The sequence below is a fragment of the Chryseobacterium sp. DT-167 genome (assembly GCF_058310155.1).
The window spans coordinates 66,060-88,333 of record NZ_JBZEEQ010000006.1 but is presented as its reverse complement, the minus strand read 5'-3'; the positions used below and the strand labels follow the sequence as shown (position 1 = coordinate 88,333).

At 33.5% G+C, this 22,274-nt stretch carries 20 protein-coding genes and 3 tRNA genes; 16 read left to right on the top strand and 7 right to left on the bottom strand.

Translation table 11 applies throughout. The features are described from left to right. The first annotated feature begins 11 nt into the window (after positions 1–11). From AC4FQ5_RS09925 to pckA, 8 genes are all read left to right on the top strand, one after another. Entirely contained in the window at positions 12–1,430 is a 1,419-nt protein-coding gene (locus AC4FQ5_RS09925) for a RagB/SusD family nutrient uptake outer membrane protein (protein ID WP_491142873.1), read from the top strand. A gap of 26 nt (positions 1,431–1,456) precedes the next feature. Next, positions 1,457–2,251, top strand: coding sequence for a hypothetical protein (locus tag AC4FQ5_RS09920; RefSeq protein WP_491142872.1), 795 nt, complete (start codon positions 1,457–1,459; stop codon positions 2,249–2,251). 152 nt (positions 2,252–2,403) lie between these two features. Next, positions 2,404–4,341 (top strand): putative porin, encoded by a 1,938-nt coding sequence (locus AC4FQ5_RS09915; protein WP_491142870.1) that lies wholly within the window; start codon positions 2,404–2,406, stop codon positions 4,339–4,341. Positions 4,342–4,352: 11 nt separating this feature from the next. Further along, complete coding sequence (gene bshC, locus AC4FQ5_RS09910; RefSeq protein WP_491142869.1) at positions 4,353–5,939, top strand: bacillithiol biosynthesis cysteine-adding enzyme BshC; 1,587 nt, start codon at positions 4,353–4,355, stop codon at positions 5,937–5,939. A 37-nt stretch (positions 5,940–5,976) separates the two neighbouring features. Further along, complete coding sequence (locus AC4FQ5_RS09905) at positions 5,977–7,701, top strand: amino acid ABC transporter substrate-binding protein (protein ID WP_491142868.1); 1,725 nt, start codon at positions 5,977–5,979, stop codon at positions 7,699–7,701. A 57-nt stretch (positions 7,702–7,758) separates the two neighbouring features. Continuing rightward, on the top strand, positions 7,759–8,634 hold the full coding sequence (gene fabD, locus AC4FQ5_RS09900) for an ACP S-malonyltransferase (RefSeq protein WP_491142867.1): 876 nt from the start codon (positions 7,759–7,761) through the stop codon (positions 8,632–8,634). A 13-nt stretch (positions 8,635–8,647) separates the two neighbouring features. After that, positions 8,648–9,550, top strand: coding sequence for a GYDIA family GHMP kinase (locus AC4FQ5_RS09895; RefSeq protein ID WP_491143103.1), 903 nt, complete (start codon positions 8,648–8,650; stop codon positions 9,548–9,550). A gap of 130 nt (positions 9,551–9,680) precedes the next feature. Beyond that, entirely contained in the window at positions 9,681–11,297 is a 1,617-nt protein-coding gene (gene pckA / locus AC4FQ5_RS09890) for a phosphoenolpyruvate carboxykinase (ATP) (RefSeq protein ID WP_491142866.1), read from the top strand. Between the two features lie 122 nt (positions 11,298–11,419). Here pckA and aroQ read toward each other — a convergent pair whose 3' ends face one another. Further along, on the bottom strand, positions 11,420–11,827 hold the full coding sequence (gene aroQ, locus AC4FQ5_RS09885; RefSeq protein ID WP_491142865.1) for a type II 3-dehydroquinate dehydratase: 408 nt from the start codon (positions 11,825–11,827) through the stop codon (positions 11,420–11,422). A 100-nt stretch (positions 11,828–11,927) separates the two neighbouring features. Here aroQ and AC4FQ5_RS09880 point away from each other — a divergent pair, with 100 nt between their 5' ends. The 8 genes from AC4FQ5_RS09880 (at position 11,928) to AC4FQ5_RS09845 (ending at position 19,817) form a co-directional block, all read left to right on the top strand. Beyond that, entirely contained in the window at positions 11,928–12,347 is a 420-nt protein-coding gene (locus tag AC4FQ5_RS09880; protein WP_491142864.1) for a Fur family transcriptional regulator, read from the top strand. Between the two features lie 44 nt (positions 12,348–12,391). Next, positions 12,392–14,347, top strand: coding sequence for a heavy metal translocating P-type ATPase (locus AC4FQ5_RS09875; protein WP_491142862.1), 1,956 nt, complete (start codon positions 12,392–12,394; stop codon positions 14,345–14,347). A 102-nt stretch (positions 14,348–14,449) separates the two neighbouring features. After that, positions 14,450–14,854 carry a hypothetical protein gene (locus AC4FQ5_RS09870; protein WP_491142860.1) on the top strand — a complete coding sequence of 135 codons (405 nt, stop codon included), beginning with the start codon at positions 14,450–14,452 and terminating at the stop codon, positions 14,852–14,854. A gap of 72 nt (positions 14,855–14,926) precedes the next feature. Then, positions 14,927–15,202 carry a YHS domain-containing protein gene (locus AC4FQ5_RS09865; RefSeq protein ID WP_491142858.1) on the top strand — a complete coding sequence of 92 codons (276 nt, stop codon included), beginning with the start codon at positions 14,927–14,929 and terminating at the stop codon, positions 15,200–15,202. Further along, on the top strand, positions 15,189–15,872 hold the full coding sequence (locus AC4FQ5_RS09860) for an SCO family protein (RefSeq protein ID WP_491142857.1): 684 nt from the start codon (positions 15,189–15,191) through the stop codon (positions 15,870–15,872). Before AC4FQ5_RS09865 ends, AC4FQ5_RS09860 begins: the two co-directional genes overlap by 14 nt. A 65-nt stretch (positions 15,873–15,937) precedes the next feature. Next, on the top strand, positions 15,938–16,612 hold the full coding sequence (locus tag AC4FQ5_RS09855) for a superoxide dismutase (RefSeq protein ID WP_491142855.1): 675 nt from the start codon (positions 15,938–15,940) through the stop codon (positions 16,610–16,612). 250 nt (positions 16,613–16,862) lie between these two features. Then, positions 16,863–19,178 (top strand): N-6 DNA methylase, encoded by a 2,316-nt coding sequence (locus tag AC4FQ5_RS09850; protein WP_491142853.1) that lies wholly within the window; start codon positions 16,863–16,865, stop codon positions 19,176–19,178. A gap of 9 nt (positions 19,179–19,187) precedes the next feature. Then, on the top strand, positions 19,188–19,817 hold the full coding sequence (locus AC4FQ5_RS09845) for a hypothetical protein (RefSeq protein ID WP_491142852.1): 630 nt from the start codon (positions 19,188–19,190) through the stop codon (positions 19,815–19,817). A gap of 151 nt (positions 19,818–19,968) precedes the next feature. On the opposite strand, the gene AC4FQ5_RS09840 is transcribed toward AC4FQ5_RS09845, so the two are convergent. The 6 genes from AC4FQ5_RS09840 to AC4FQ5_RS09815 all read right to left on the bottom strand — a co-directional run bounded on the left by AC4FQ5_RS09840 (position 19,969) and on the right by AC4FQ5_RS09815 (position 22,264). Continuing rightward, positions 19,969–20,040 (bottom strand) — tRNA-Glu (locus AC4FQ5_RS09840). Positions 20,041–20,110: 70 nt separating this feature from the next. Then, a tRNA-Glu gene (locus tag AC4FQ5_RS09835) sits at positions 20,111–20,182 on the bottom strand. Between the two features lie 8 nt (positions 20,183–20,190). Next, positions 20,191–20,445, bottom strand: a complete 255-nt coding sequence (gene rpsT, locus AC4FQ5_RS09830) for a 30S ribosomal protein S20 (protein ID WP_219970180.1) — start codon at positions 20,443–20,445, stop codon at positions 20,191–20,193. Between the two features lie 73 nt (positions 20,446–20,518). After that, positions 20,519–20,833, bottom strand: a complete 315-nt coding sequence (locus AC4FQ5_RS09825; RefSeq protein WP_300350248.1) for a hypothetical protein — start codon at positions 20,831–20,833, stop codon at positions 20,519–20,521. A 10-nt stretch (positions 20,834–20,843) separates the two neighbouring features. Next, positions 20,844–20,918: transfer RNA gene (locus tag AC4FQ5_RS09820), tRNA-Glu, on the bottom strand. Positions 20,919–20,974: 56 nt separating this feature from the next. Then, a complete protein-coding gene (locus AC4FQ5_RS09815) occupies positions 20,975–22,264 on the bottom strand; it encodes an N-acetylmuramoyl-L-alanine amidase family protein (RefSeq protein WP_491142849.1) in 1,290 nt (429 codons plus the stop codon). Positions 22,265–22,274: the final 10 nt, after the last annotated feature.

Sequence of the window (22,274 nt, the reverse complement as noted above, 5' to 3'; positions counted from 1 at the left end):
ATTTGAAAATTATGAGAATTAATAAAATAAAATTTTTCTTTGTAGGTATTGCCTCACTTGGTTTAGTAAGCTGTACCGATATTGTAAATGATCAATTAGATCCTGATGGAGTAATTGAAGAAAACGTATTCAAAACTTTAAAAAACTCTGAGCAGGTTTTATTAGGATCATATTCTAGAATGCCGTTAGGAGCCAACTTATATGCTCAGTCGTTGATTACGGATGAGTTAAAATTTAACCAGCAGAATAATGGTCAAGGTAAAGAAGTTCATTCCTGGACTTTTACTGCACAACAAGATGAGTTTTCTAGCGTTTGGTATGGTGCATACGGATCAATTTCCAATGCTAATAAATTGTTATTGAATTTTGATAAAATTCCAGCAACTACTCCTGCTGATATTGCTTTGAAAGATCAATTAAAAGGTGAAGCATTGGCAATAAGAGCATTTAACCACTTTTTACTAGTGAGACTTTTTTCTCCTAAGTATCAGGCTAGTGCTTTGGGGGTGCCATATGTAAAAGGTGACGATATCTATGCACAACCATCAAGACCAACGATGCAAGAGACATATGCACAAATTTTAAATGATTGTAATGAAGCATATCCATTGTTAGCGAATGTTCCAACAACTGTCAAAAATAGATTTAATCAAGGTGCAGTTAGAGCTATGCAAGCATATATCTCACTTGAAATGAATAATTTTGATCAGGCGATCACATTTGCTAACCAAGCATTATCTTTTAACAGCGCCTTAGCTAATACTCTAGCAACTGTACAAGCAACCTGGACAGACACAAATACTTCAGAATTGCTATTTTTCCAAACTAATATTGCCGGTTCAGCATCAGCTGCACCAGGAGCATATTTTACAACTAACTTGCTAACTAGCGGTGGAATTCTTTATTGGAATCCTAGCGTCACATTATATAACAAATTTGCGACAGGCGATTTTAGAAGAACTAGATATTTTGCTGGAACCCCTACATCTCCTTACAATACTTTTATTGTAAATAAATATCCTGGTAGTTCAGGTAACTACGGTATAAATAATATAAAAGTTTTCAGAGTGGCAGATCTTTACATGATCTTAGCTGAGGCACATGCAAGAAAAGCTGCGCCAGATTTAACTGCATCATTTACAGCATATTCAACTTTAAGAACAGCAAGAAATGCGGGTGCTTCTGTAGCTTTTACGGATCAAAACGATGCCGTAACAAAAATATTGGACGAAAGATCTAAAGAATTTGCTTGGGAAGGATCTCGTCTTTTTGATCTTAAAAGAAATGGTAGATTAATTACCAGACAAGGTGTAGATATTTATATCCTTAACCCAGTTGCTACTTTGAGCGATTTGAATAGATATACATTCCCTATTCCAACTTCTGAAACGCAAGCGAATCCAAATATTCAGCAAAATCCAGGGTATTAATTATTAATTATTAAAAATTTTTAAAAATGAAAAAAATATTGTTTTTATTAATAGGCTTCATGACGATTTTCTCATGTAAAGATGCAGAACCCGAAGTTTATGACGGCCAAAGTATGCTGAATTTCAATAAAGGCGTTGCTGGAAATGGCTATGTTCTTAGTTCGGCAACATACAGTGATTATAAGATCAGCTATGGTAGCATAAAACCTGTAGAAGGTAATCATCAAGTTCAGATCAAATTTGATGCTTCTAAGTCTACAGCAGTATTAGGTACTGACTTCCAGATTATAAATGCAACAGATGAGTTATCAGCTGGAGAAGTTGGAGGCGAGTTTACTATTAGAATCTTTAAAGCTAGTGCTACACAGGCGGGAAAAACAGCAACATTCACACTTGGTTCAAGCACTTTGACAAATGCTGTTTTTGATCAAACATTTACACTTAATATGTCATTGACTTGTCCTGTTACGTCTTTTGTTGGTAATTTCAACAACAGTGAATCATTTTGGAATAATCCTGGGACTACAGTAGAAATAGTTGAAAATCCAGCTGTTCCAAATCAATTATTAATCAAGGACTATTTAGATGTAGGTAAAGACTTAGTTTTAAATTATAATCCTACAACTTTTGCTGTTACTTTTGCCGACCAAAATACAGGTTATTTTAGTAGTGCTAATAATGGTTATATATGGCTAAGACCAAGTACAGTTACACCTTCGACATTTAATCCTTGTACTAGAGTAATGACATTGAATGTTTTCTATTATATTCCTAATGTTGGAAGCTATGGAGATAAAGTAGAGAAGTTTTTAGGTCTTTAATCACAGACATAAAACTATTTAAAAAGACCGCCTCATGGGCGGTCTTTTTCTATTAAAGTTTAATAGAAAATTATATAATCACTACATTTTAAAGATTTATAATATTATCGTTGTTATTCAAATTTCTTACTTTTGCTGTACAAAAAAAATACATGAAATACATTCTCCTCATCATATTTTTCTTCGGCTCATTCCTCAAAGCCCAGGTTATCGTCAACAAAACAGATTCTAATCGACTGGATGAAAAGTTGTCAGATACTTTGGTAATTGATTCCGGTACCAAAGACTCTTTAAAAATATTCAAACCAACCATTCAGGATTACCAATATCAGACTCAATTTTCTGAGAAGAAAGTTTTTGATACCGTGATGACCTTTGATAAAACGAATGTTTTTTCACAATATAACAATCGTGATAATTTCGGTAGAGTCCAGTTTGCTAATATCGGTGCAGGTTTCAATCCTCTGTCTTATGAAGTAAACGCAGAAGGAAACCTTTCATTATTGCCATCAAATAAGTCTTATGGAATTTTGGGTGTCAATGATATAAAGTATTATGATGTAAAAACTCCTACCGCAACGTTCATTTATCATACCGCAATGCGAAATGGTGCTGCGTTACAATCTACATACACACAGAATATCGGGAAGAGATTTAATTTTGCTGTCGAATATATGGGATTGCGTTCCGAAGGAATGTACAGAAATTCACTGGCGGCAAACAACAACACTTTATTTTCCGGACATTATATTTCCAAAAGTGGAAATTATGAGCTTTTTGCTCACTACCTTCACCAGAATGTCAACAATCAGGAAAACGGAGGAATTGCAGATGATGAGCTTTTTCAATCTGGCAATAGCGAAGCGAATAAACAAAATGCACAGGTAAATTTAGAATCCTCAAGTTCGCAGTTTTCTTACCGCCGGTATTATTTGAGTCATCAGTTTACGCCTTTCAATTCTGAAAAATTCCCTTTCAGAATAAGGCATACATTATTAAATCAGGGGAATAAATATTACTATTTTCAGGATGCTTTAGAAAACTATTGGTACAATACAGCTTCACAAATTGTTGATGAATTTTCTCCTTCAACAAAAAAATATTCCAACAATTTCAGCAATACGGTAAGCTTGGTTTTAGATAATGAAAAATTTAAACTTGATGCTGGTATACGATATCAGATGTTGAAATTTGGTTTGAACGAAATTGATTTACCTCTTGTAGATGTTCCGGCAGAGTTGAAAGAAAACAGATTGGGTGCTGTAGGAAATCTGCAGGTAAAATTATTTGATAAATTTCAGCTAAATTCATTTTTAGAGTTTTCAAACGGAAGTCAGTTTGGGAATTATCTGAAAACAACAAATAACGTCAAGTTTGAGCCGATCAAAGACTATTTTGTCAATGCTAAGATTAATTTCCAAAGTGTTTATCCATCATTCAACTATCTTGCGAATTCTTCTGCGTATAAGAGGTTTAACTATTATCTACAGGATGCCAAGAATCAGGCAGTCACAGAAATTGGAGGAAGTATTAATTTAAAATGGTTTAAATCTGAATTGTTTGCCAATTATTTCAGAATAGATAATTATACCTATTTTGATTCTTCAGCAATGCCTCGTCAAAGTGACAATTCATTAAATATTTCTCAAATCGGAGGTGATGCAACGTTTAGCTACAGAAAATTTCACTTAAATACTCGGGTTCAGTTCCAGAGTGCTTTAACGAATAAAGAACTTCTTCCGATGCCTTCATTTATTGGAAGAGCAAATTTATTCTTTCAGTCAAAAGCATTCAAAAATGCTGCAGAAATTCAGGCGGGGATCAAAGTTTATTATTTTTCAAAGTTTGCATCGAGAGAATATTTCCCTATTCTCAACGAATATATCCTTCCGACAGCCGATTCTTTCTCTATTGGAGGACAGCCTATCGCAGATCTTTATATCAACATGAAGGTAAAAAAAATGTTTTTCTTTATCGAAGGACAACAAATGGGAACGCTTCTTTCATATAACAAAGCCTACGCTTTTCCGCATTATCCGGTCTATGATTTCAGACTGAATATCGGAATTGTATGGTATTTGTTCAACTAAATTCAATCACGTTGAAAACAGTCAATAAAATAGCATTTACCGATATCGAGAGTATTCCTCAATTGGTCAGAGATTTTTTAAATCAGGAGATTGAAGGGTTTGAAAAACAAACTTTTTCATTTGATAATTTTACTCAGCAGATCCATCAGAAACAAAACTCTTTTGACAATTCTCAAAGAGAAATCATTTATAAAGCATTCTCAGATCAGCTTTCAGAATTAAAACTTTCATCCAAACAGAAAGAAAATATTGTGAGTTTAAAATCTCCTAATACTTTTACTATTACGACAGGACATCAATTGAATCTTTTTTCAGGACCAGTCTTTTTTGTGTATAAAATTTTACAGACCATTAAAACCTGTATGCATTTAAAGCAAAAATTTCCGGATTTCAATTTTGTTCCGGTATATTGGATGGCTTCAGAAGATCACGATTTTGCTGAGATCAATCATTTCAAAACAGAAAGTAATTACTACGAAATCAACGAAAAATCTGGCGGAGCAGTTGGCAGAATAAAAATTAGTGATACTTTTTTTATTTCTGAGTTTGAAAAGGAATTCAAAGATTCTATTTTCGGAACAGAACTGATTTTAATGCTCAAGGAAGCATATAAAGTTGGAAATACTTTGACTGAAGCAATACAGATTTTAGTTAACCGATTATTTTCAGAATTCGGATTATTGATTCTTGACGGAGATTCCAAAGAATTAAAAAATCAGGTTAAAGATATTTTTAAAGATGAATTGATCAATTTCAGTTTACGTAAAACCTCAAAAGAAAAAGTGAATTTTCTGACAGAAAAATATGGTAAAGTTCAGGTAAATCCGAGAGAAATTAATTTGTTTTATCTTTCGCAAACCAGAGACAGGATAGATTTAGATGGTGAAAATTATGTCATTGTAGATAAAGATCAGAAATTTACAGGAGAAGAGATTTTAGCTGAGTTAGAAAATTTTCCGGAAAGATTCAGCCCAAATGCGTTGATGCGACCGGTTTTCCAGGAAAAAGTTTTACCCAATTTGGCTTACATCGGAGGAAACGCTGAAATTATGTATTGGCTTGAATTAAAAGATTATTTTACAAAAATCAATATTCCTTTTCCGATTTTGATTCCCAGGAATTCAATGCTGTTTGTCAAAGAGAAAACTTTAGGTAAAATCGGAAAACTGGATTTGAAAATTGAGGATTTCTTCCAGAATTTTACTAAAATTACCAACGCAAAAATTTTAGACAATAATTCTATTCTTGAAAGTCTTGATGAAAAAGAAAACAGCTTAATTCATAATTTTTCAGAATTGAAAAATTTAGCCGAAACCACCGAAAGATCTTTCGGAAATATGGTGAAAGCAGAAGAAATTCGGCAGCTTAAATCTTTTAAAAGAATGAAAAAAAGACTGCTTCATGCAGAAAAAATTAAGCAAAACGAATTGCTTGAACGGTTAGAAATGTTATTTTTAGATGTTCATCCGGCAAAAACATGGCAGGAAAGAATTTTTAATTTTTCTGTGTTTTTTGCTGATTATGGCTACTCGTGGCTTGAGTCTTGCCTGGAAGAAATGGAAGTGGAGCAATCAAAATTAATAATTGTTGCCATTTAATTTTAAAGAAGTATTTTTGTACATTATAATATCGAAAATGATTAAGAGGTTTTTTTTACTGTCTGGTTTATGTATGTTTTTGAGCATCTCTGCTCAGAAGACGCACACGGTTGTAAAAGGTGATAATCCATACAATATTTCAAAGAAATACGGAATTACTATTGATGAGCTGCTAAAGCTCAATCCGAAAGTCAAAGACGGAAAATTGGCAATTGGAGATATTCTTAATGTGAAGACGGGAAATACTGCTGCCACGAAAGTGACTTCTACATCTTCATCTGCTTCAAAAACAGGGAAAATCTATCTTCAGCCAAAACAAACAATTTACGGTATTACAAAGCAGTACAGAATTTCTGAAATGGATTTAAGAAAATTAAATCCTGAATTAGATTCTCATATGAAAATTGGTGATGAAATTACATTACCTCTTGACAGCATCAAAAAATATGGAGGTAATCAGACTGCAGTTGTGACAGCAAAACCTGTTGAAACACCGGTAGAAACTATACAGCCAAACAATACAAAAACCAGAATTGACTCTGGAAATGAAAAGTCTACCACAATTTATTCTTCTTCAGGTCAGGATGAGTACGCAACATATACTGTTGAACAAGGAGATACCGTTTTTTCTATTGTTAATAAATTTGGAGTAACCATCGACGAATTAATTGCTTTAAACCCTGATTTATCAAGAGGTCTAAAAACAGGAATGGTTCTTAAAATCAAAAAATTAGACGCAGCATATACTAAGAAAAGTGGTGATGCATTGAGTGTAGTTTTAATGCTGCCTTTTGGTTATAGCACAAACGAAACTCAGTACAGATCAATGGCAATGGATTTTCTTACCGGAGCAAAATTAGCGATCGAAAGAAATGCAGCAAGCGGACAGAAACTGGATGTAAAAATTGTTGATTCGGGTAATGAAGCTTCCTTTAAAAATTCTTTAACGCAGATTAATCCGAATAATACAGATTTAATTGTTGGTCCGTTCTTCAAATCAAATGTAATTGATTTGCTGGATTTTACAAAAACTCAGAAAATTCCTGTGGTTGCGCCATTTGCAAACTCTCCGGAATTATACAATTACAGCAATTTGATTATTGTGGAAACTAATGATCAGACTTATTCAGACAAAATTGTTGAGGAAGTAAAAACAGTTTATTCTGATCAAAAAATTTATATTGTGGCAGATTCTAAAAAAGAAAATGCCAATTATATAAAAGCCAATCTCGAAAAAGCTGTTAAAAATGCTAATATATCAATAGTAAATTCTGCAGCAGACATTCAGCTGGATCAAAATATGATGACCGGTCAGTCTGCACCGGTGATCGCAATTTTGGCAAGTGATAATGATAATGTAGGGGAAGGTTTCTCAAGCAGAATGATTGCACTTTCAAAAGAAGTTCAGGGGATGAAAGCATTCAGCTTATACTCGGTACCAAGCTTTGAGAAAAAAGTTGATGAGCTGAGCCAGGCAAGTCTGGTGTATCTGATGGACAGAAAAATCAATACTGACGGAGGTTTCGAGAAAGAAATATTGGCAGCATATAAAGCTAAATACTGCAAAGCTCCTGGCAAATATGCCGTGATAGGTTTTGATGTGATGAATGATATGTTGACAAGAGAAAATAAAAAAGGCGAAATTTTCAAGCAGATGAATAAAGTGCAGACGCAGCTTGCCACAAAATTCGAATTTGTAAAGTCAAAATCAAACGGGGCTTATGTCAATACCGGTTTCAGGGTAATAAGATTAGTTCCGTAATACTGAAAGTAGTTCTACTTTTAAAATATATATTTGTATTAATTTTTAAATAAATAAATGAAAGCACTTGTATTTCCTGGGCAGGGTTCACAGTTTGTAGGTATGGGAAAAGAATTGTACGATTCCCGTAAAGACATCAAAGATCTGATGGAATATGCCAATGAAATCTTAGGATTCGATATTATTTCCATTATGTTTAATGGGGCAGATGAAGATCTGAAAAAAACTGAGGTTACCCAGCCTTCAATATTCATTCACTCGGTTGCTGCTTTGAAAGCGGTAAACGGTCTTGGCGCAGAAATGGTTGCAGGTCACTCTTTAGGAGAGTTTTCTGCTTTGGTAGCCAACGGTGTTTTGTCTTTTGACGATGGTTTAAAACTGGTTTCTGAAAGAGCAAAAGCAATGCAGGAAGCTTGTGATGCAAACCCAAGTTCTATGGCGGCAATTTTAGGATTAGATGATGCTAAAGTGGAAGAAATCTGCTTAACTATAGATGGAATTGTGGTTCCTGCTAATTACAACTGCCCCGGACAATTAGTAATTTCCGGTGAAACTGTTGCTGTAGAAGAAGCTTGTGTAAAATTGAAGGAAGCCGGAGCAAAAAGAGCACTATTGTTGCCTGTAAACGGAGCTTTTCATTCACCTTTAATGCAACCGGCTCAGGAGAGATTGGCTGCTGCAATTGAGAATACAAAATTCAGGAAAGCAACAATTCCTGTTTATCAGAATATTACAACGACTGCGGTAACTGATCCCGAACAGATCAAAAATAATCTGATCGCTCAGTTGACAGGTCCCGTAAAATGGACGCAGTCTGTGCAAAACATGATCAAAGATGGTGCTACCAATTTCATCGAAGTAGGACCTGGAAAAACTTTACAAGGATTAATTAAAAAAATTGACGGCGAAGTTACATCGGCTTCCGCAATTTAATGTAAATAAAGAAATGGGCGAGATCTATTCACCAGGAAAGCTGATGCTTACTTCAGAATATTTCGCTGTAGACGGAGCTCTTGTCTTGGCTATACCCACAAAGTTAGGACAAGAGTTTTTTTTTGAGGAAAAGCATGACGGAAAATCTCTTATTTTCTGGGAAGCGTATCATCAAAACAAATTATGGTTAAAAGCGGTCATTGATTATAAAAACTGGCAGATCTTAGAAACCAATATTACTTCAAGCGCAGAGTTTATTCTTAAAACTCTTAAAAATGTTCAGAGTCTTTCTGAAATTCAGTTTAAAAGCACACAAACCTATCTTTTAAAAACAAATCTTCAGTTTCCTGCAGATTATGGTCTCGGCAGTAGTTCAACATTAATGAACAATCTTGCTGAATGGTCAGATATTGATCCTTTTCATTTAAATTCCATAAGTCTGGGCGGAAGCGGATATGATATTGCGGTTGCAAAAGCAAAGTCGGCGGTACTTTATCAAAACAAACCTGAAATACATTTTGAAAAGGTAAATTTCAATCCAAAATTTAAGAATGAACTGATTTTCATTCACTTAAATCAAAAGCAAGACAGCCGCGAAGGAATCAATCTTTACAAGTCTAAAACGAAGTCTCAAAATTTGGTAAATGAATTTTCTGATCTCACAAGAAATATTTTATTGTGTGATGAATTAGATAATTTTTCTGACCTAATGACGATTCATGAACAACGTATTTCTGATTTTATTGAAATACCGACAGTTAAATCAATTTTTTTTGCAGATTGTGCAAAATTTGTCAAAAGTTTGGGTGCTTGGGGAGGTGATTTTGTAATGAGTGCAAAATTTGAAGGCTATGAAGACTATTTTTGGGGAAAAGGTTTTTCAACTGTTTTTGATTGGGATGATTTAATTATTTGATAGTCAATTAAATACATATATCATTTTTTATTTGTCATTTTCGCTTATATGTTTATATTTATCGAAGTTTAACAAATAGTTAATATAACTAAGGTTAAGCAAACAAAAAGAAACAGAAAATATAAGTAAAATGAAAAACGCTAAAATCATCCAGGATTTACAAAAATTAGGGATTAAAGGAGAGTATGAATTAACTTATAATCCTTCGTACGAAGAGTTATATCAAGCTGAAATTTCACCTGAAAATCAAGGGTTTGAAAAAGCTGAGCTTACAGAATCCGGTGCAGTATCTGTACAGACAGGTATTTTCACGGGACGTTCACCTAAAGACAGATATATTGTTCAGGATGATGTTACGAAAGATACTATTTTCTGGGACGGTAAAGTAAATCTTCCTACAACTCCTGAAATTTTCGAATCTTGTAAAGATTTGGTTTTAACTCAACTTTCTCATGCCAAAAAAATCTATGTTGTCGATACTTTTTGTGGTACAAATACAGATACAAGATTAAAAGTAAGATTTATCGTTGAAGTTGCTTGGCAGGCGCATTTCGTGACCAATATGTTTATCCGTCCTTCACATTTTGAATTGGAAAATTACGGAGAACCGGATTTCACAGTAATCAATGGTTCAAAAACAACAAACCCCAATTGGGAAGAGCAGGAATTAAATTCTGAGAACTTCGTAATGTTCAACCTTACCGAGAAGTTGCAGATCATCGGCGGAACCTGGTACGGCGGAGAAATGAAAAAAGGAATGTTTGCCATGATGAATTATTACCTTCCATTGAAAGGAATGGCATCAATGCACTGTTCTGCAAACGTTGGGGAAGAAGGAGATGTAGCGTTGTTCTTCGGACTTTCGGGAACAGGAAAAACGACTTTGTCTGCAGATCCTAAAAGATATTTGATTGGTGACGATGAGCACGGTTGGGATAACAATGGAGTTTTCAACTATGAAGGCGGATGTTATGCTAAAGTAATAGATTTGTCAGCAGAAAAAGAACCGGATATTTTCAGAGCAATTAAAAGAGATGCACTTCTTGAAAACGTTGTAGTTAACAACGGAATCGCTGATTACACAGACGGATCTATCACAGAAAACACAAGAGTTTCTTATCCTATTTATCATATTAATAAAATTGTTTTACCGTCTAAAGCAGGTCATGCAAGTAAGATCGTTTATCTTTCTGCTGACGCTTTCGGAGTCTTGCCTCCGGTTTCTATATTAGATGAAAACCAGGCTCAGTATCATTTCCTTTGTGGCTACACTTCAAAATTGGCCGGAACTGAAAGAGGAATTACAGAACCGGAACCGTCTTTCTCTCCTGCATTTGGTGAAGCATTCTTAACATTACATCCAACTATGTATTCGAAAACATTGATCGGAAAAATGAAAGAGCACGGTGCAAAAGCCTATTTGGTGAACACTGGTTGGAATGGTACAGGAAAAAGAATTTCGCTGAAAGATACACGAGCAATCATTGATTCAATTATCGACGGATCAATTGAAGATGCAGATAAAACAATCATTCCTATAATGAATTTGGAAATCCCGACTTCATTGCCGAATGTTTCTGAAGGTATTTTAGATCCGAGAGAAACATATAGTGATGTTGCAGAATGGGAAGAAAAAGCAAAAGATCTTGCTGCAAAATATATCAAAAACTTCGAGCAGTACTGTGGTAATGACGAAGCCAAAAAGCTGATTGCTTCTGGTCCTCAATTGCAGGAACAGACCATTTAGAAATAGTGAAGAGCCTCATCGATTGATGAGGCTTTTTTTTATTTGATTGAAAAATCTGCCAGAGCAAGAGTCACACAATAATTTGTATGTTGACCTGTGAAAATCTGTGAAATCCGTGGGAACTATTTCAAACTCAATAATGCCAATCGGTATCCCTCCATCCCGAAACCGGACAAAACGGCATCCGTACAAGCAGCTGTTACAGATTTTTGACGGAATTCTTCTCTTTTGTAAATATTACTGATGTGGACTTCTACTTTTGGTTTCTGGATATTTTTTAAACAGTCTGCAATCGCATAAGAATAATGTGTGAAAGCTCCGGGATTAATAATCACCGCATCAAAATCATCTTCCTGAAGTCTGTTTATCAATTCACCTTCAATGTTTGACTGGTAATAGGTCAGTTCGTGAGAAGTGAATTCAGACTTTAATTTTTCCAAATAATCTTCCATAGAAACAGTTCCATAGATATCAGGTTCTCTTGTGCCTAAAAGATTCAGATTCGGGCCGTTGATAATTAAAACTTTCATAAGATAAAAATAAGAATTCTTTTTGTTTTAAACTTAAAAAGATGAAGTCTGAAAGTTTTTCGCTAACTTATAATTTCAAAAAATCTGAGCAGATCTTATCATGAAAGAAGAAATCGAAAGCAAACTGATTGACAAAAATACCAAGCCTACAAGCATGAGGATTTTGGTGTACGATTTTTTGAGTTCTCAAAATGCAGCTCTTTCGCTATCTGAAATCGAAAATTATTTTGAAAATGCAGACAGAACGACTATTTACAGAACTTTGAAAACCTTCGAAGAAAAAGGAATCGTTCACAGCATTCAGGAAAATGCAACCACCAAATATATGCTTTGCCATGATGACTGTGATGAGAAAACGCATAAAGACTGGCATCTTCATTTTTATTGCAAAATCTGTAAACAGACGACCTGCAAAGAAGATATTTCAATTCCGGAAAATATTCAAACCAATTTCAGGATTGATGAAATAAGATTTTTCGCAAAAGGCATTTGTGAAAACTGTCTAGAAAGTTTGCAATAGTATTGCATTAGCTTTACGGCTAAATTTGCTTAAAATTATTTGTTATGGAAGAATGTTGCAGCACAAAACCAAAGAAACAGCATGATCACTCAGAACATGACGGTCACGATCACGAGCATTCTCATGATACGGGAGATCAAACGATTTTCAGGATGTTTCTTCCGGCGATTATTTCGTTTTCTTTATTATTGCTTGGAATTTCGTTCGATCATTTTATTGAAAATAATTGGTTTAATGGCTGGGTTCGTCTTGTTTGGTATTTGATTGCCTACATTCCTGTCGGAATTCCTGTTTTAAAAGAAGCATATGAAAGCATCATTCATGGAGATGTGTTTTCAGAATTTTTTCTGATGGGAATTGCGACAGTCGGCGCTTTTGCGATTGGTGAATATCCTGAAGGTGTTGCGGTGATGCTTTTCTACTCTGTTGGTGAAGTTTTCCAGGCAATGGCAGTTACAAGAGCGAAGAGCAATATTAAATCACTTCTTGATCAACGTCCCGATGAAGTTACCGTTTTAAAAGACGGAAAACCTCAAGTTGTAAAAGCCGAAACTGTCATTGTTGGTGAAATCATTCAGTTAAAATCCGGCGAAAAATTAGGTCTGGATGGCGAATTGATCTCGGAAAAAGGTTCTTTCAATACTTCTGCATTGACCGGAGAAAGCAAGCCTGATACAAAGTTGAAGGGTGAAAAAGTTTTAGCAGGAATGATCAATTTAAATACAGTCAGCCAAATTAAAGTTACTGCAGCATTTAAAGACAGTAAACTGAGCAAGATTTTAGAACTCGTTCAGAATGCGACCTCTCAGAAAGCTCCTACAGAATTATTTATCAGAAAATTTGCGAAAATTTACACACCGATTGTGGTTTTCTTAGCGATCGGAATTACTTTTCTACCTTATTTATTTGTAGATGATTATGAATTTAAAAAATGGTTGTACAAAGCATTGGTTTTTCTTGTGATTTCCTGTCCGTGTGCTTTGGTGATTTCAATTCCGTTGGGATATTTTGGAGGAATCGGAGCGGGAAGCAGAAATGGAATTTTAATTAAAGGAAGCAATTTCTTAGACGTTCTCGCCACTATTCAGAATGTGGTGATGGATAAAACCGGAACGATGACGGAAGGTGTTTTTAAAGTTCAGGAAGTTCATTTTAATGATGGATTTAATAAAGATGAAATTTTAAAATTAATCAATGCTCTGGAAAGTCAGAGTACGCATCCTGTTGCAACCGCAATTCATGAGTTTGTGGGCGAAGTTGATCATTCAATTCAATTAGAAAATGTAGAAGAAATTGCAGGACACGGCTTGAAAGCAGTCATTAATGGCAAAGAATTGTTGGTTGGTAATTTTAAATTACTCGAAAAATTCAATATTCAGTTTGATTTTAAACCTGAAAATATTGTTTACACGTTAATTGCTGTAGCTTATGATAAAAAATTTGTTGGTTATCTTACCATTGCTGATTCTATAAAAGCTGATGCTCAATTCACAATTAATAAATTAAAATCTTTAGGTGTAAAAACAACAATGTTGAGCGGAGATAAAACTTCTGTTGTAAAATATGTTGCAGATCAGTTGGGAATCGAAAAAGCTTATGGAGATTTGCTTCCCGAAGATAAAGTGAATAAGGTAAAAGAACTGAAATCTAAAAATCAAAGTGTAGCCTTTGTCGGTGATGGCGTCAATGATGCTCCTGTTGTCGCTTTAAGTGATGTCGGGATCGCAATGGGTGGATTGGGAAGTGATGCAACGATTGAAACGGCGGATATTGTTATTCAGGATGATCAACCGAGTAAAATTCCGATGGCAATCAATATCGGGAAGCAGACCAAAAAAATTGTGTGGCAGAATATTATTTTAGCTTTTGCTGTAAAAGGAATTGTTTTAGTTCTCGGCGCAGGCGGAATTGCAACGATGTGGGAAGCCGTTTTTGCTGATGTCGGAGTTGCTTTGCTGGCGATTTTAAATGCTGTGAGAACTCAAAGAATGAAGTTTTAATTTGTAAAATAATCTCGCAGATTACTCAGATTTTCACAGATCTTTTTAGAAATTTTTCATCTGATATTTAAAAGATATTGATGATATTCATCATAAATTAATATGGAAACAGATTTTGCGTGGTATATTTGTAGTAAAGAGTCATCATTGAAATTTTTCATTTCATTTTTCATCATTTTTACCATTGCAATTCGTCCGGTTTTGCCTTTGATCAATTATGCGGTGAACTATGAATACATTGTGAAAAATCTTTGCGAAAAGAGGGACGTGATCGATTCAACGTGTAAAGGGAAATGTTTTGTAAGTAAAGAATTGGTGAAAACTGAAAAACAAAATAATTCTCAGACTGTCAAAATTTCTGTTTTAGATGTCTTTCTTTCAAGCGAAATTCTCTCTTTTTTAAATGATAATCTTTTTGATGATCTAAATTACATAAAGAATTCTTTGTATTCAAAAAATCATGCTTCAGAATATTTTTCAGAAATATTTCATCCTCCTTTAGCTTAACCTTACTCTTAGTTTTGATTTATTCAAGACTTACTTTTCATTTTTATTATCATTAATTTCAATTTAAAATAAATGAAATCAATATTCATTTTGACAGTGTTTCTGTCAGTTTCAGTAGTGTCCTGCGTTCAGGATGCTCCAAAGGTTAAACATAAAAAAAGTATGAATTCTGCAGGTAAGAATTTAACAGATATAAAAGTTGTAAACAAAGTAGATTTTATCTGCCAAATGGAAACGGCAGGTTTTACTAAAGATACAATGATCTATAAAAATAAAGTGTATGGTTTTTGCAGTGCTTACTGCAAAGACGAATTTAAAAAAGATCCAGAGAAATATGTCCAAAAATAATAGTCCAAAAACAAGTTCAAAATCTAAAGTAATGATTCCTTTAGTGATTTTAGCTCTTCTGTTTTTGGGTATCGGTTTTGGGATGAGCTATTTTAAGAAAAGTCTTTATACCGTGATGAAAGTTCCTGATTTTGAACTTACAGATCAGAATAATCAAAAGATCACCAACAAAGATATGCTCGGAAAAGTATATCTCGTAGAATTTTTCTTCAGCAAATGTCCCACGATTTGTCCTGTGATGAACAGTAACATGAAAGCAATCGAAAGCACAATCAATAATCCTGATTTCGGTATCATTTCTATAAGTATTGATCCGGAAAATGATTCTCCGGAAACTCTGAAACTTCATGCAGATAAGATTGGTGTAAAATCAGCGAACTGGCATTTTCTGACAGGGAACAGAGATTACATTGGTAAATTAGCAGACGAGTTCAACATATATGTCGGAGATAAAGATAATGAAAGCGAAAGCCTGAACCACAGTGGAATGATTGCCTTAGTAGATCAGGAGGGAAACATTCGATGCAGATATAATAAGGAGAATATGCCGATTCTATATTATTCAGGATTAAATTACGAAGATACTGAAGGGAAAATCCCAAAGTTGACTGGCAAATATCATCCTGATAAAGAAATTTTAATTGAAGATATCAGAAAATTATTGAAATAATACGATAAGTTTTATAATTAGTTATTCAAACCCAAGAAATAAATATTAACCATAAATAAAAAGTTATGAAAATTTTTAAAGTAGCTGCTTTTACTGCAGTATTTGCAGCGCAATTTGCTTTTGCACAATTCAAGCAAACACCTTTACCTTATGCATATAATGCTTTGGAAGGCAATATCGATGCACAGACCATGGAAATTCATTATTCAAAACATGCAGCAGCTTATGTGAGCAATCTGAATAAAGCAATCGCAGGAACTCCACAGGAAAAGCAGACGTTATTCCAGATTTTATCTAAAGCGGGAACGTTGCCAATGGCTGTAAGAAATAATGCAGGCGGCCATTACAATCACGAATTATTCTGGACGGTTCTTACACCCGAAAAAAACACTCAGCCTTCTGCGAAATTATCTAAAGCAATTACCGATGCATTCGGAAGTATGGAAGCTTTTAAAGAAAAAATGAGCAAAGCCGGTGCAGATCGTTTCGGTTCTGGATGGGCTTGGCTGTCTGTTGATAAAAGCGGCAAATTGTTTATTTCTTCAACACCAAATCAGGATAATCCTTTGATGGATGTTGTAGAGGAAAAAGGAACTCCAATTTTCGGAATTGATGTTTGGGAACATGCTTACTATTTAAAATATCAAAACAAAAGAGCTGATTATTTAACTGCTATCTGGAACGTTACCAACTGGAAAGAAATAAGCAGAAGATATGATGAGGCTGTAAGCAAGAAGTAATTACAAAAACTTTAAATTAAAATGTAGCATATCCTAAAAAGATATGCTACATTTTTTTTATCCATATAAACCACTTAAAAAATCAGTGGTTTTTTAGTAGCCCGTATACATAACAATAAATAATCTATACACGTCAAGTTTTGTCGCATTAATGTTTTACTTTTGTAATTGAAAAAAAATATATAATTTCAAATTTTTCTAATATTTGTTAGTTAAATAATAGATTCTATATCTGAAAAATACTTCTATAGTGAATGATTTAATAAACATAGATACTTGGACATCTAATTTCGGACTATTGCCCATAAAGCTAAATCCTTTGTTACAGGAGGATAAATTTTTAATGCTTAATGGTGGGTTAGGTGATTTTTGTTTGAAAACTTCTAATGAATATAATCTGGAAGAAATTTATACGGAATCTTGGTCAACAAATACTAAAAATTATCTAATATTAGATAATGATTTTGTCAAAGTTAGAAATTGGTATGATAATAAAATTGAGAATATACCGATTAATAAAATTGAGTTTAATCTTAATCAATTTTATAAATACTTAACAGCTAAATCGTACAAAACTCAAAATGATGTTGTTCCTTTTATACTAGATATTTTCAGGCAGTTAAGAAATCTAACATTTGAAAATTCAGATGCTTCGGAAGCTTTAAATTTATTATTTACTTTATTAATAAGTTTAGAAGAAGACTACACTAATATTGACGTTGATAAGTGGAAAATTTCTACTGCTCACTTTCCAGATAGATTTGAATATTTTGTAGAACTGATAAATCAAGGTATTCGTAATATCAAGCCAAATTTAGATTTGATTTTAAGACATACTGCTGGAGTATTGTTTCAAGAGGCTCATAGAGAGGTTATTTATTTCAACCCTCAAAGAGATTTATTTGGAGGAGTTTCTAATAAGCTTCTAACAAAAGTTGATGCTTATTCAAGTATTCATTATACACCACAGTACATTGCAAGAACAATAGTTGAGAATGTTCTTAAAGATTTTGATTTATTAACACCGCAAATAAAGATTTTGGATCCGTCATGTGGTTCATCTGAATTTCTTGTTGAAATGTTAAAACAACTGAAAAATATTGGTTATAGTGGTAATATTTTAATAAATGGTTTTGATACTTCTGAGAGTGCAATTCGTACCTCAATATTTTTGTTGAATTATGAGAATAGGAATCAGTGGAATGGACAATTGCATATCAATATTAAAAAGGTTGAAGATTCACTTACTGAAGATTGGGGTGAGAATGATATAATTTTAATGAATCCACCTTTTGTTTCTTGGGAATTGTTAAAAGAAAAATCTAATAGAGATAGTGTTTTAGAGGTATTACAGTCTGTTGTAAAAAGAGCAAGACCTAATCAAGCAAGTGCTTTCTTCTACAAAGCTTGCAATTCATTGAATCAGAATGGTCAAATTGGATGTATAATACCTAGTTCAATTTTTACGTCAGAAATTTATTCTGACTTAAGAGGTGAGTTAACGAATAGGTTTTCATTTAATATATTAGCGAAGTTAGGAAATTATGTATTCGAAGATGCATTGACAGATGTAAGTCTTTTTATTGGTAGAAACAAAAATAACGTTCAATTGCCAAAGTTAATCTGGACTAAAAATGAAAAAGGCGTTGTTCAGAATGCATTGAGAGATTTTCGAAAAATGAGTGCTAATAATGAGCAATCAATTAGTAATAAAAATTATAGTATTTATACTCCAACCCATTTTCCTATTCTGAAAAATAATTGGAAGATTATTTCCTTGGAGGAAAATCATTTTATTAAAGAATTACATATCTTCAATCTTGCAGGAAAATTGTCTCCCATATCCGATATTTTTAATATTAATCAAGGTGCATTATTAGGTGTAAAAAATGTGTTTAAAATTAGCTTAGAGGAATACGAAAGCTTTAATTCTGATTATAAAATTTTTTTTAGACCTATTGTAACTAATGATTCAATTAAAACGGGCAGATTAATTATTCACGAATATGTTTGGTTTCCTTACAATAAACATGGTGCAATAATCCAATCAGAGGATCAGTTAAAAGATGTAGAGTTTTATAATAGCAATTTATTACCCAACAAAGAGATTTTACAAAAAAGAAGTGGAATTGTTAATTGGTGGGAATTGACAAGACCAAGAAACTGGCAATTTGATAAAGAGGAACGGTTATTTTCAAATAGATTTGGTAATTCGAAATCTTTTGCTTTCGATAAAAGTGGTGATTGTGTAATTGAAGAAGGAAATGCTTTTATTCCTAAAAAGGCTTTTATTAAAGACTATTATTATTTTTATTTAGCATGTTTTAGTAGTAATATTTTTGATAAATTACTTTCGATTTATTCAAAGCCTATAATGTCAGGGTATGATTTAGGTAAAATACAAATTAAAAACATCCCTGTGCCAAATATTCATGAAAATAATATAATAGAAAGCGAGGCATATAACAGACTTGTTGAGTTAGGAAAAGAATTAGAAACTGGCAATACTTATGTAAAATCGGTAATAGATGATATTTTAAAATCATATTTCTATCCAAATATTTAAGGTTAAAATATGAGTGATTATCTAGGTATTATTGACAAAGTGAATAATGATTGTAAAAATCTTTTCACTGAGAGTTTTAAACTAATTCCATTTACAGGACATCATAATATTTCTGTTTTTAGAATCGAAGGTAATTCTTATGGATTGAATAGATATGATTCAGAACCCGTAAAAGTTCTTAGATGGTTTAATAATTTTTGGATTTTTGTAGAGATTAAATTCATCAGAGAAGATATTAAAGATAGTAGAAAGTTAATACAGTTTACTCATATCAATATTTCACTGTCTGTATATGAAGGAGAAGATAGTGATAATAGAAAAATTCAGCTTTTTAGAGCAGAATGGGATGATATGAATAATCCAACTGAAAAACATTCTCAACCACATTGGCATATTACCTCCAGCCAAGCTATTGAAAAAACTTTTGAGGAATATTCGAATCATTTAGATAATGGTGATTTTATATCAATTTTAGAAGAAGTTAAATCGAGTATTTTTGATGTTAAAGGTATTCATTTTGCAATGAATGGTAATTGGCAAAATAATCAAACACACGTGCACAGCATATCTGATTCAGAAATTGTTTCTAAGTGGTTTAAAGGCATTTTAAGCCATATTAGAATAGAATTGGAAGACTAAATAATATTTTGAATGATTAGGCCAGTATATTGTTCGTTTAAGTTTACGGCTTTTTCAAGATGAGTGCGATAATACTAAACCAATATCATTTGAAAAATCAGAAGAATTGAAATAAAAAAACCATTGAAATTTATCAATGGTTTTTGTTTAGTAGCCCGTAGGGGAGTCGAACCCCTCTTACCAGGATGAAAACCTGAGGTCCTAACCGATAGACGAACGGGCCATCTACCATCACGTTACAAATAACGGGTTAGTATTTTGAATTTTTAAAAGTTTCAATTCTTTTTTATAAGTAGCCCGTAGGGGAGTCGAACCCCTCTTACCAGGATGAAAACCTGAGGTCCTAACCGATAGACGAACGGGCCTACTATAATTACGCTAACTTGTTAACGTGCTTAGTCAATTTGCTTTTCAAATTAGCCGCCTTATTCTTGTGAATAATGTTTTTCTTAGCTAATCTGTCTAATAAAGAGATAACTTTTGGCAATTGCTCAGTAGCTGCAGCCTTATCTTCTTCATTTCTTAATACTTTCAAAGCTGTTCTAGCAGTCTTGTGATAGTATCTGTTACGAACTTTTCTTTTTTCGTTTTGTCTAATTCTCTTTAGTGCTGATTTATGATTTGCCATATCGTTCAAATGTGAGTGCAAATTTATAAACTTTTTTTATACCAGCCAAATTTATTTTTAAAAAATTTAAACTTTATTCTGAGAGGTATTTTTTGAGTTTATCTAATGCTTGTTCTAGTTTTATATTCTGTTGTTCTTTTTCTATTTTTCTGATTGTGCTTGTCAGCATATTCAGTGCGTTGTTCCATTCCCCAGTGGTATTGGTGAAAGTTATTCCGTCGATCAGTACCTCAAAGGCACTTACTTCACCGTTCCTGTAAAGTCTGAAACTTATTTTATCATCTCTGCCTGTAATCCCTTCTTCATTGATCTTTAAATCGTAACTTTTTGGGTTCGTGTGGATTTTTTTAAAAAGCAATTTTGCTTCCTGAATCTTTAAATCCGGCATGATATAAATTTGGTAGTCTATAGGAGAATCGAACTCCTGTTGCAAGGATGAAAACCTTGAGTCCTAACCACTAGACGAATAGACCAAATTTTGAGGTTGCAAAAGTATTAATTAACTTTTAAACTTCAAAATTATTTTTCTTTATTTATTAATTTTTTGAATGACTGTGTTTTTCACTCCTTTAGATTCCAGGTCTTTCTGAAGTTTTACAGCATCTTCCAAAGAAGAAACTTTTCCGTAGGTGTAATAGAACATACCATTATTTTTCTCTCTTTCCACGTCTTTTAATGTCTGCAAAATGAAAGAATTGGCGCTTAATTTATCTTTTCCGGTGTAAACTTCGATAGTATAATATCCTGTATTTAGCTTTTGGTTGGGCATAAATCCTACTGCATAAGCATTTCGGAAACCTGCATCTTTTGCTGTCTTAATATTAATGTCACGGATCGAAGCCATATTGGTCACGCTGTAATAATATTTGTAGATGCCATTTTCTTTTAAAGGAAGAATGTAATTTAGTCCCTTCAAAGCAGGATCATCTTCATTATATTTCACTGCAGATGTCATTAACAGTATTCTGAAATCATTCTTTAAAGGAACTTCCTCTTTTTTCTCAGGTTCAGGCTTTTTTGATGCAAGTGATCCTCCTGATTTTCTGTCGATCGCCTTTTTGTAATCAATAATTGCATCATAAATACTTTCTGAAATCTCGTTCTGACCTTTTTCGGATGCCAAATAATGGCTTTCTTCAGGGTGATTGATGAATCCCGTTTCAATAAGCACTGAAGGCATTGCATTCATACGCAGAACGTGAAGGTTTTTTTGCCAGACTCCTCTTGAAGACCTTTTGTCTTTATTGACAAAGTTGTTCTCTACAAGCCCGCCAAGCAAAAGGCTGGATTCAAGATATTTGCTTTGCTGAAGTTTTAAGGCAATCAGCGATTCCGGTGATCTTGCGTCATATGTACCAAAAGTCTGCTTATCTTTTTCGTCAAGGTAGATTACGTCATTTTCACGTTTTGCTACTTCAAGATTGGTGTCGTTCTGATCGGGACCCTGTACGAAAGTTTCTGTTCCGTAAGCGGTTGGTCTTTGAGAAGAATTACAGTGTACGGAGATGAAAAGATCAGCTTTGCTTCGGTTGGCAAGGTTGGTTCTGTCAGATAATGATGGGTATTCGTCGATTTTTCGGGTATAAATAACTTTAAAATCTTTATTTTTCTCAAGCATCGAACCTATTTTAAGAACAATGGCAAGGGTAATATCTTTTTCTGCAATTCTTCCTATATCACTATACGATCTGTTCGCACCATGATCGCTTCCCCCGTGTCCAGCGTCTAAAACGACAGTGAATTTTTTTTGAGAATAAGCAAATTGTATGGAAAGAGTCAGAAGAAATGCTAAAATTATTTTAAATTTTCGTGTGTACATCTTACAGTTT

What these genes read in the sequence shown, in the direction of transcription:
- AC4FQ5_RS09925 (WP_491142873.1), top strand. Translation starts at nt 12, where the DNA reads ATGAGAATTAATAAAATAAAATTTTTCTTTGTAGGTATTGCCTCACTT.
- AC4FQ5_RS09920 (WP_491142872.1), top strand. Translation starts at nt 1,457, where the DNA reads ATGAAAAAAATATTGTTTTTATTAATAGGCTTCATGACGATTTTCTCA.
- AC4FQ5_RS09915 (WP_491142870.1), top strand. Translation starts at nt 2,404, where the DNA reads ATGAAATACATTCTCCTCATCATATTTTTCTTCGGCTCATTCCTCAAA.
- AC4FQ5_RS09905 (WP_491142868.1), top strand. Translation starts at nt 5,977, where the DNA reads ATGATTAAGAGGTTTTTTTTACTGTCTGGTTTATGTATGTTTTTGAGC.
- fabD (WP_491142867.1), top strand. Translation starts at nt 7,759, where the DNA reads ATGAAAGCACTTGTATTTCCTGGGCAGGGTTCACAGTTTGTAGGTATG.
- AC4FQ5_RS09895 (WP_491143103.1), top strand. Translation starts at nt 8,648, where the DNA reads ATGGGCGAGATCTATTCACCAGGAAAGCTGATGCTTACTTCAGAATAT.
- pckA (WP_491142866.1), top strand. Translation starts at nt 9,681, where the DNA reads ATGAAAAACGCTAAAATCATCCAGGATTTACAAAAATTAGGGATTAAA.
- aroQ (WP_491142865.1), bottom strand. Translation starts at nt 11,827, where the DNA reads ATGAAAGTTTTAATTATCAACGGCCCGAATCTGAATCTTTTAGGCACA.
- AC4FQ5_RS09880 (WP_491142864.1), top strand. Translation starts at nt 11,928, where the DNA reads ATGAAAGAAGAAATCGAAAGCAAACTGATTGACAAAAATACCAAGCCT.
- AC4FQ5_RS09875 (WP_491142862.1), top strand. Translation starts at nt 12,392, where the DNA reads ATGGAAGAATGTTGCAGCACAAAACCAAAGAAACAGCATGATCACTCA.
- AC4FQ5_RS09870 (WP_491142860.1), top strand. Translation starts at nt 14,450, where the DNA reads ATGGAAACAGATTTTGCGTGGTATATTTGTAGTAAAGAGTCATCATTG.
- AC4FQ5_RS09865 (WP_491142858.1), top strand. Translation starts at nt 14,927, where the DNA reads ATGAAATCAATATTCATTTTGACAGTGTTTCTGTCAGTTTCAGTAGTG.
- AC4FQ5_RS09860 (WP_491142857.1), top strand. Translation starts at nt 15,189, where the DNA reads ATGTCCAAAAATAATAGTCCAAAAACAAGTTCAAAATCTAAAGTAATG.
- AC4FQ5_RS09855 (WP_491142855.1), top strand. Translation starts at nt 15,938, where the DNA reads ATGAAAATTTTTAAAGTAGCTGCTTTTACTGCAGTATTTGCAGCGCAA.
- AC4FQ5_RS09845 (WP_491142852.1), top strand. Translation starts at nt 19,188, where the DNA reads ATGAGTGATTATCTAGGTATTATTGACAAAGTGAATAATGATTGTAAA.
- rpsT (WP_219970180.1), bottom strand. Translation starts at nt 20,445, where the DNA reads ATGGCAAATCATAAATCAGCACTAAAGAGAATTAGACAAAACGAAAAA.
- AC4FQ5_RS09825 (WP_300350248.1), bottom strand. Translation starts at nt 20,833, where the DNA reads ATGCCGGATTTAAAGATTCAGGAAGCAAAATTGCTTTTTAAAAAAATC.
- AC4FQ5_RS09815 (WP_491142849.1), bottom strand. Translation starts at nt 22,264, where the DNA reads ATGTACACACGAAAATTTAAAATAATTTTAGCATTTCTTCTGACTCTT.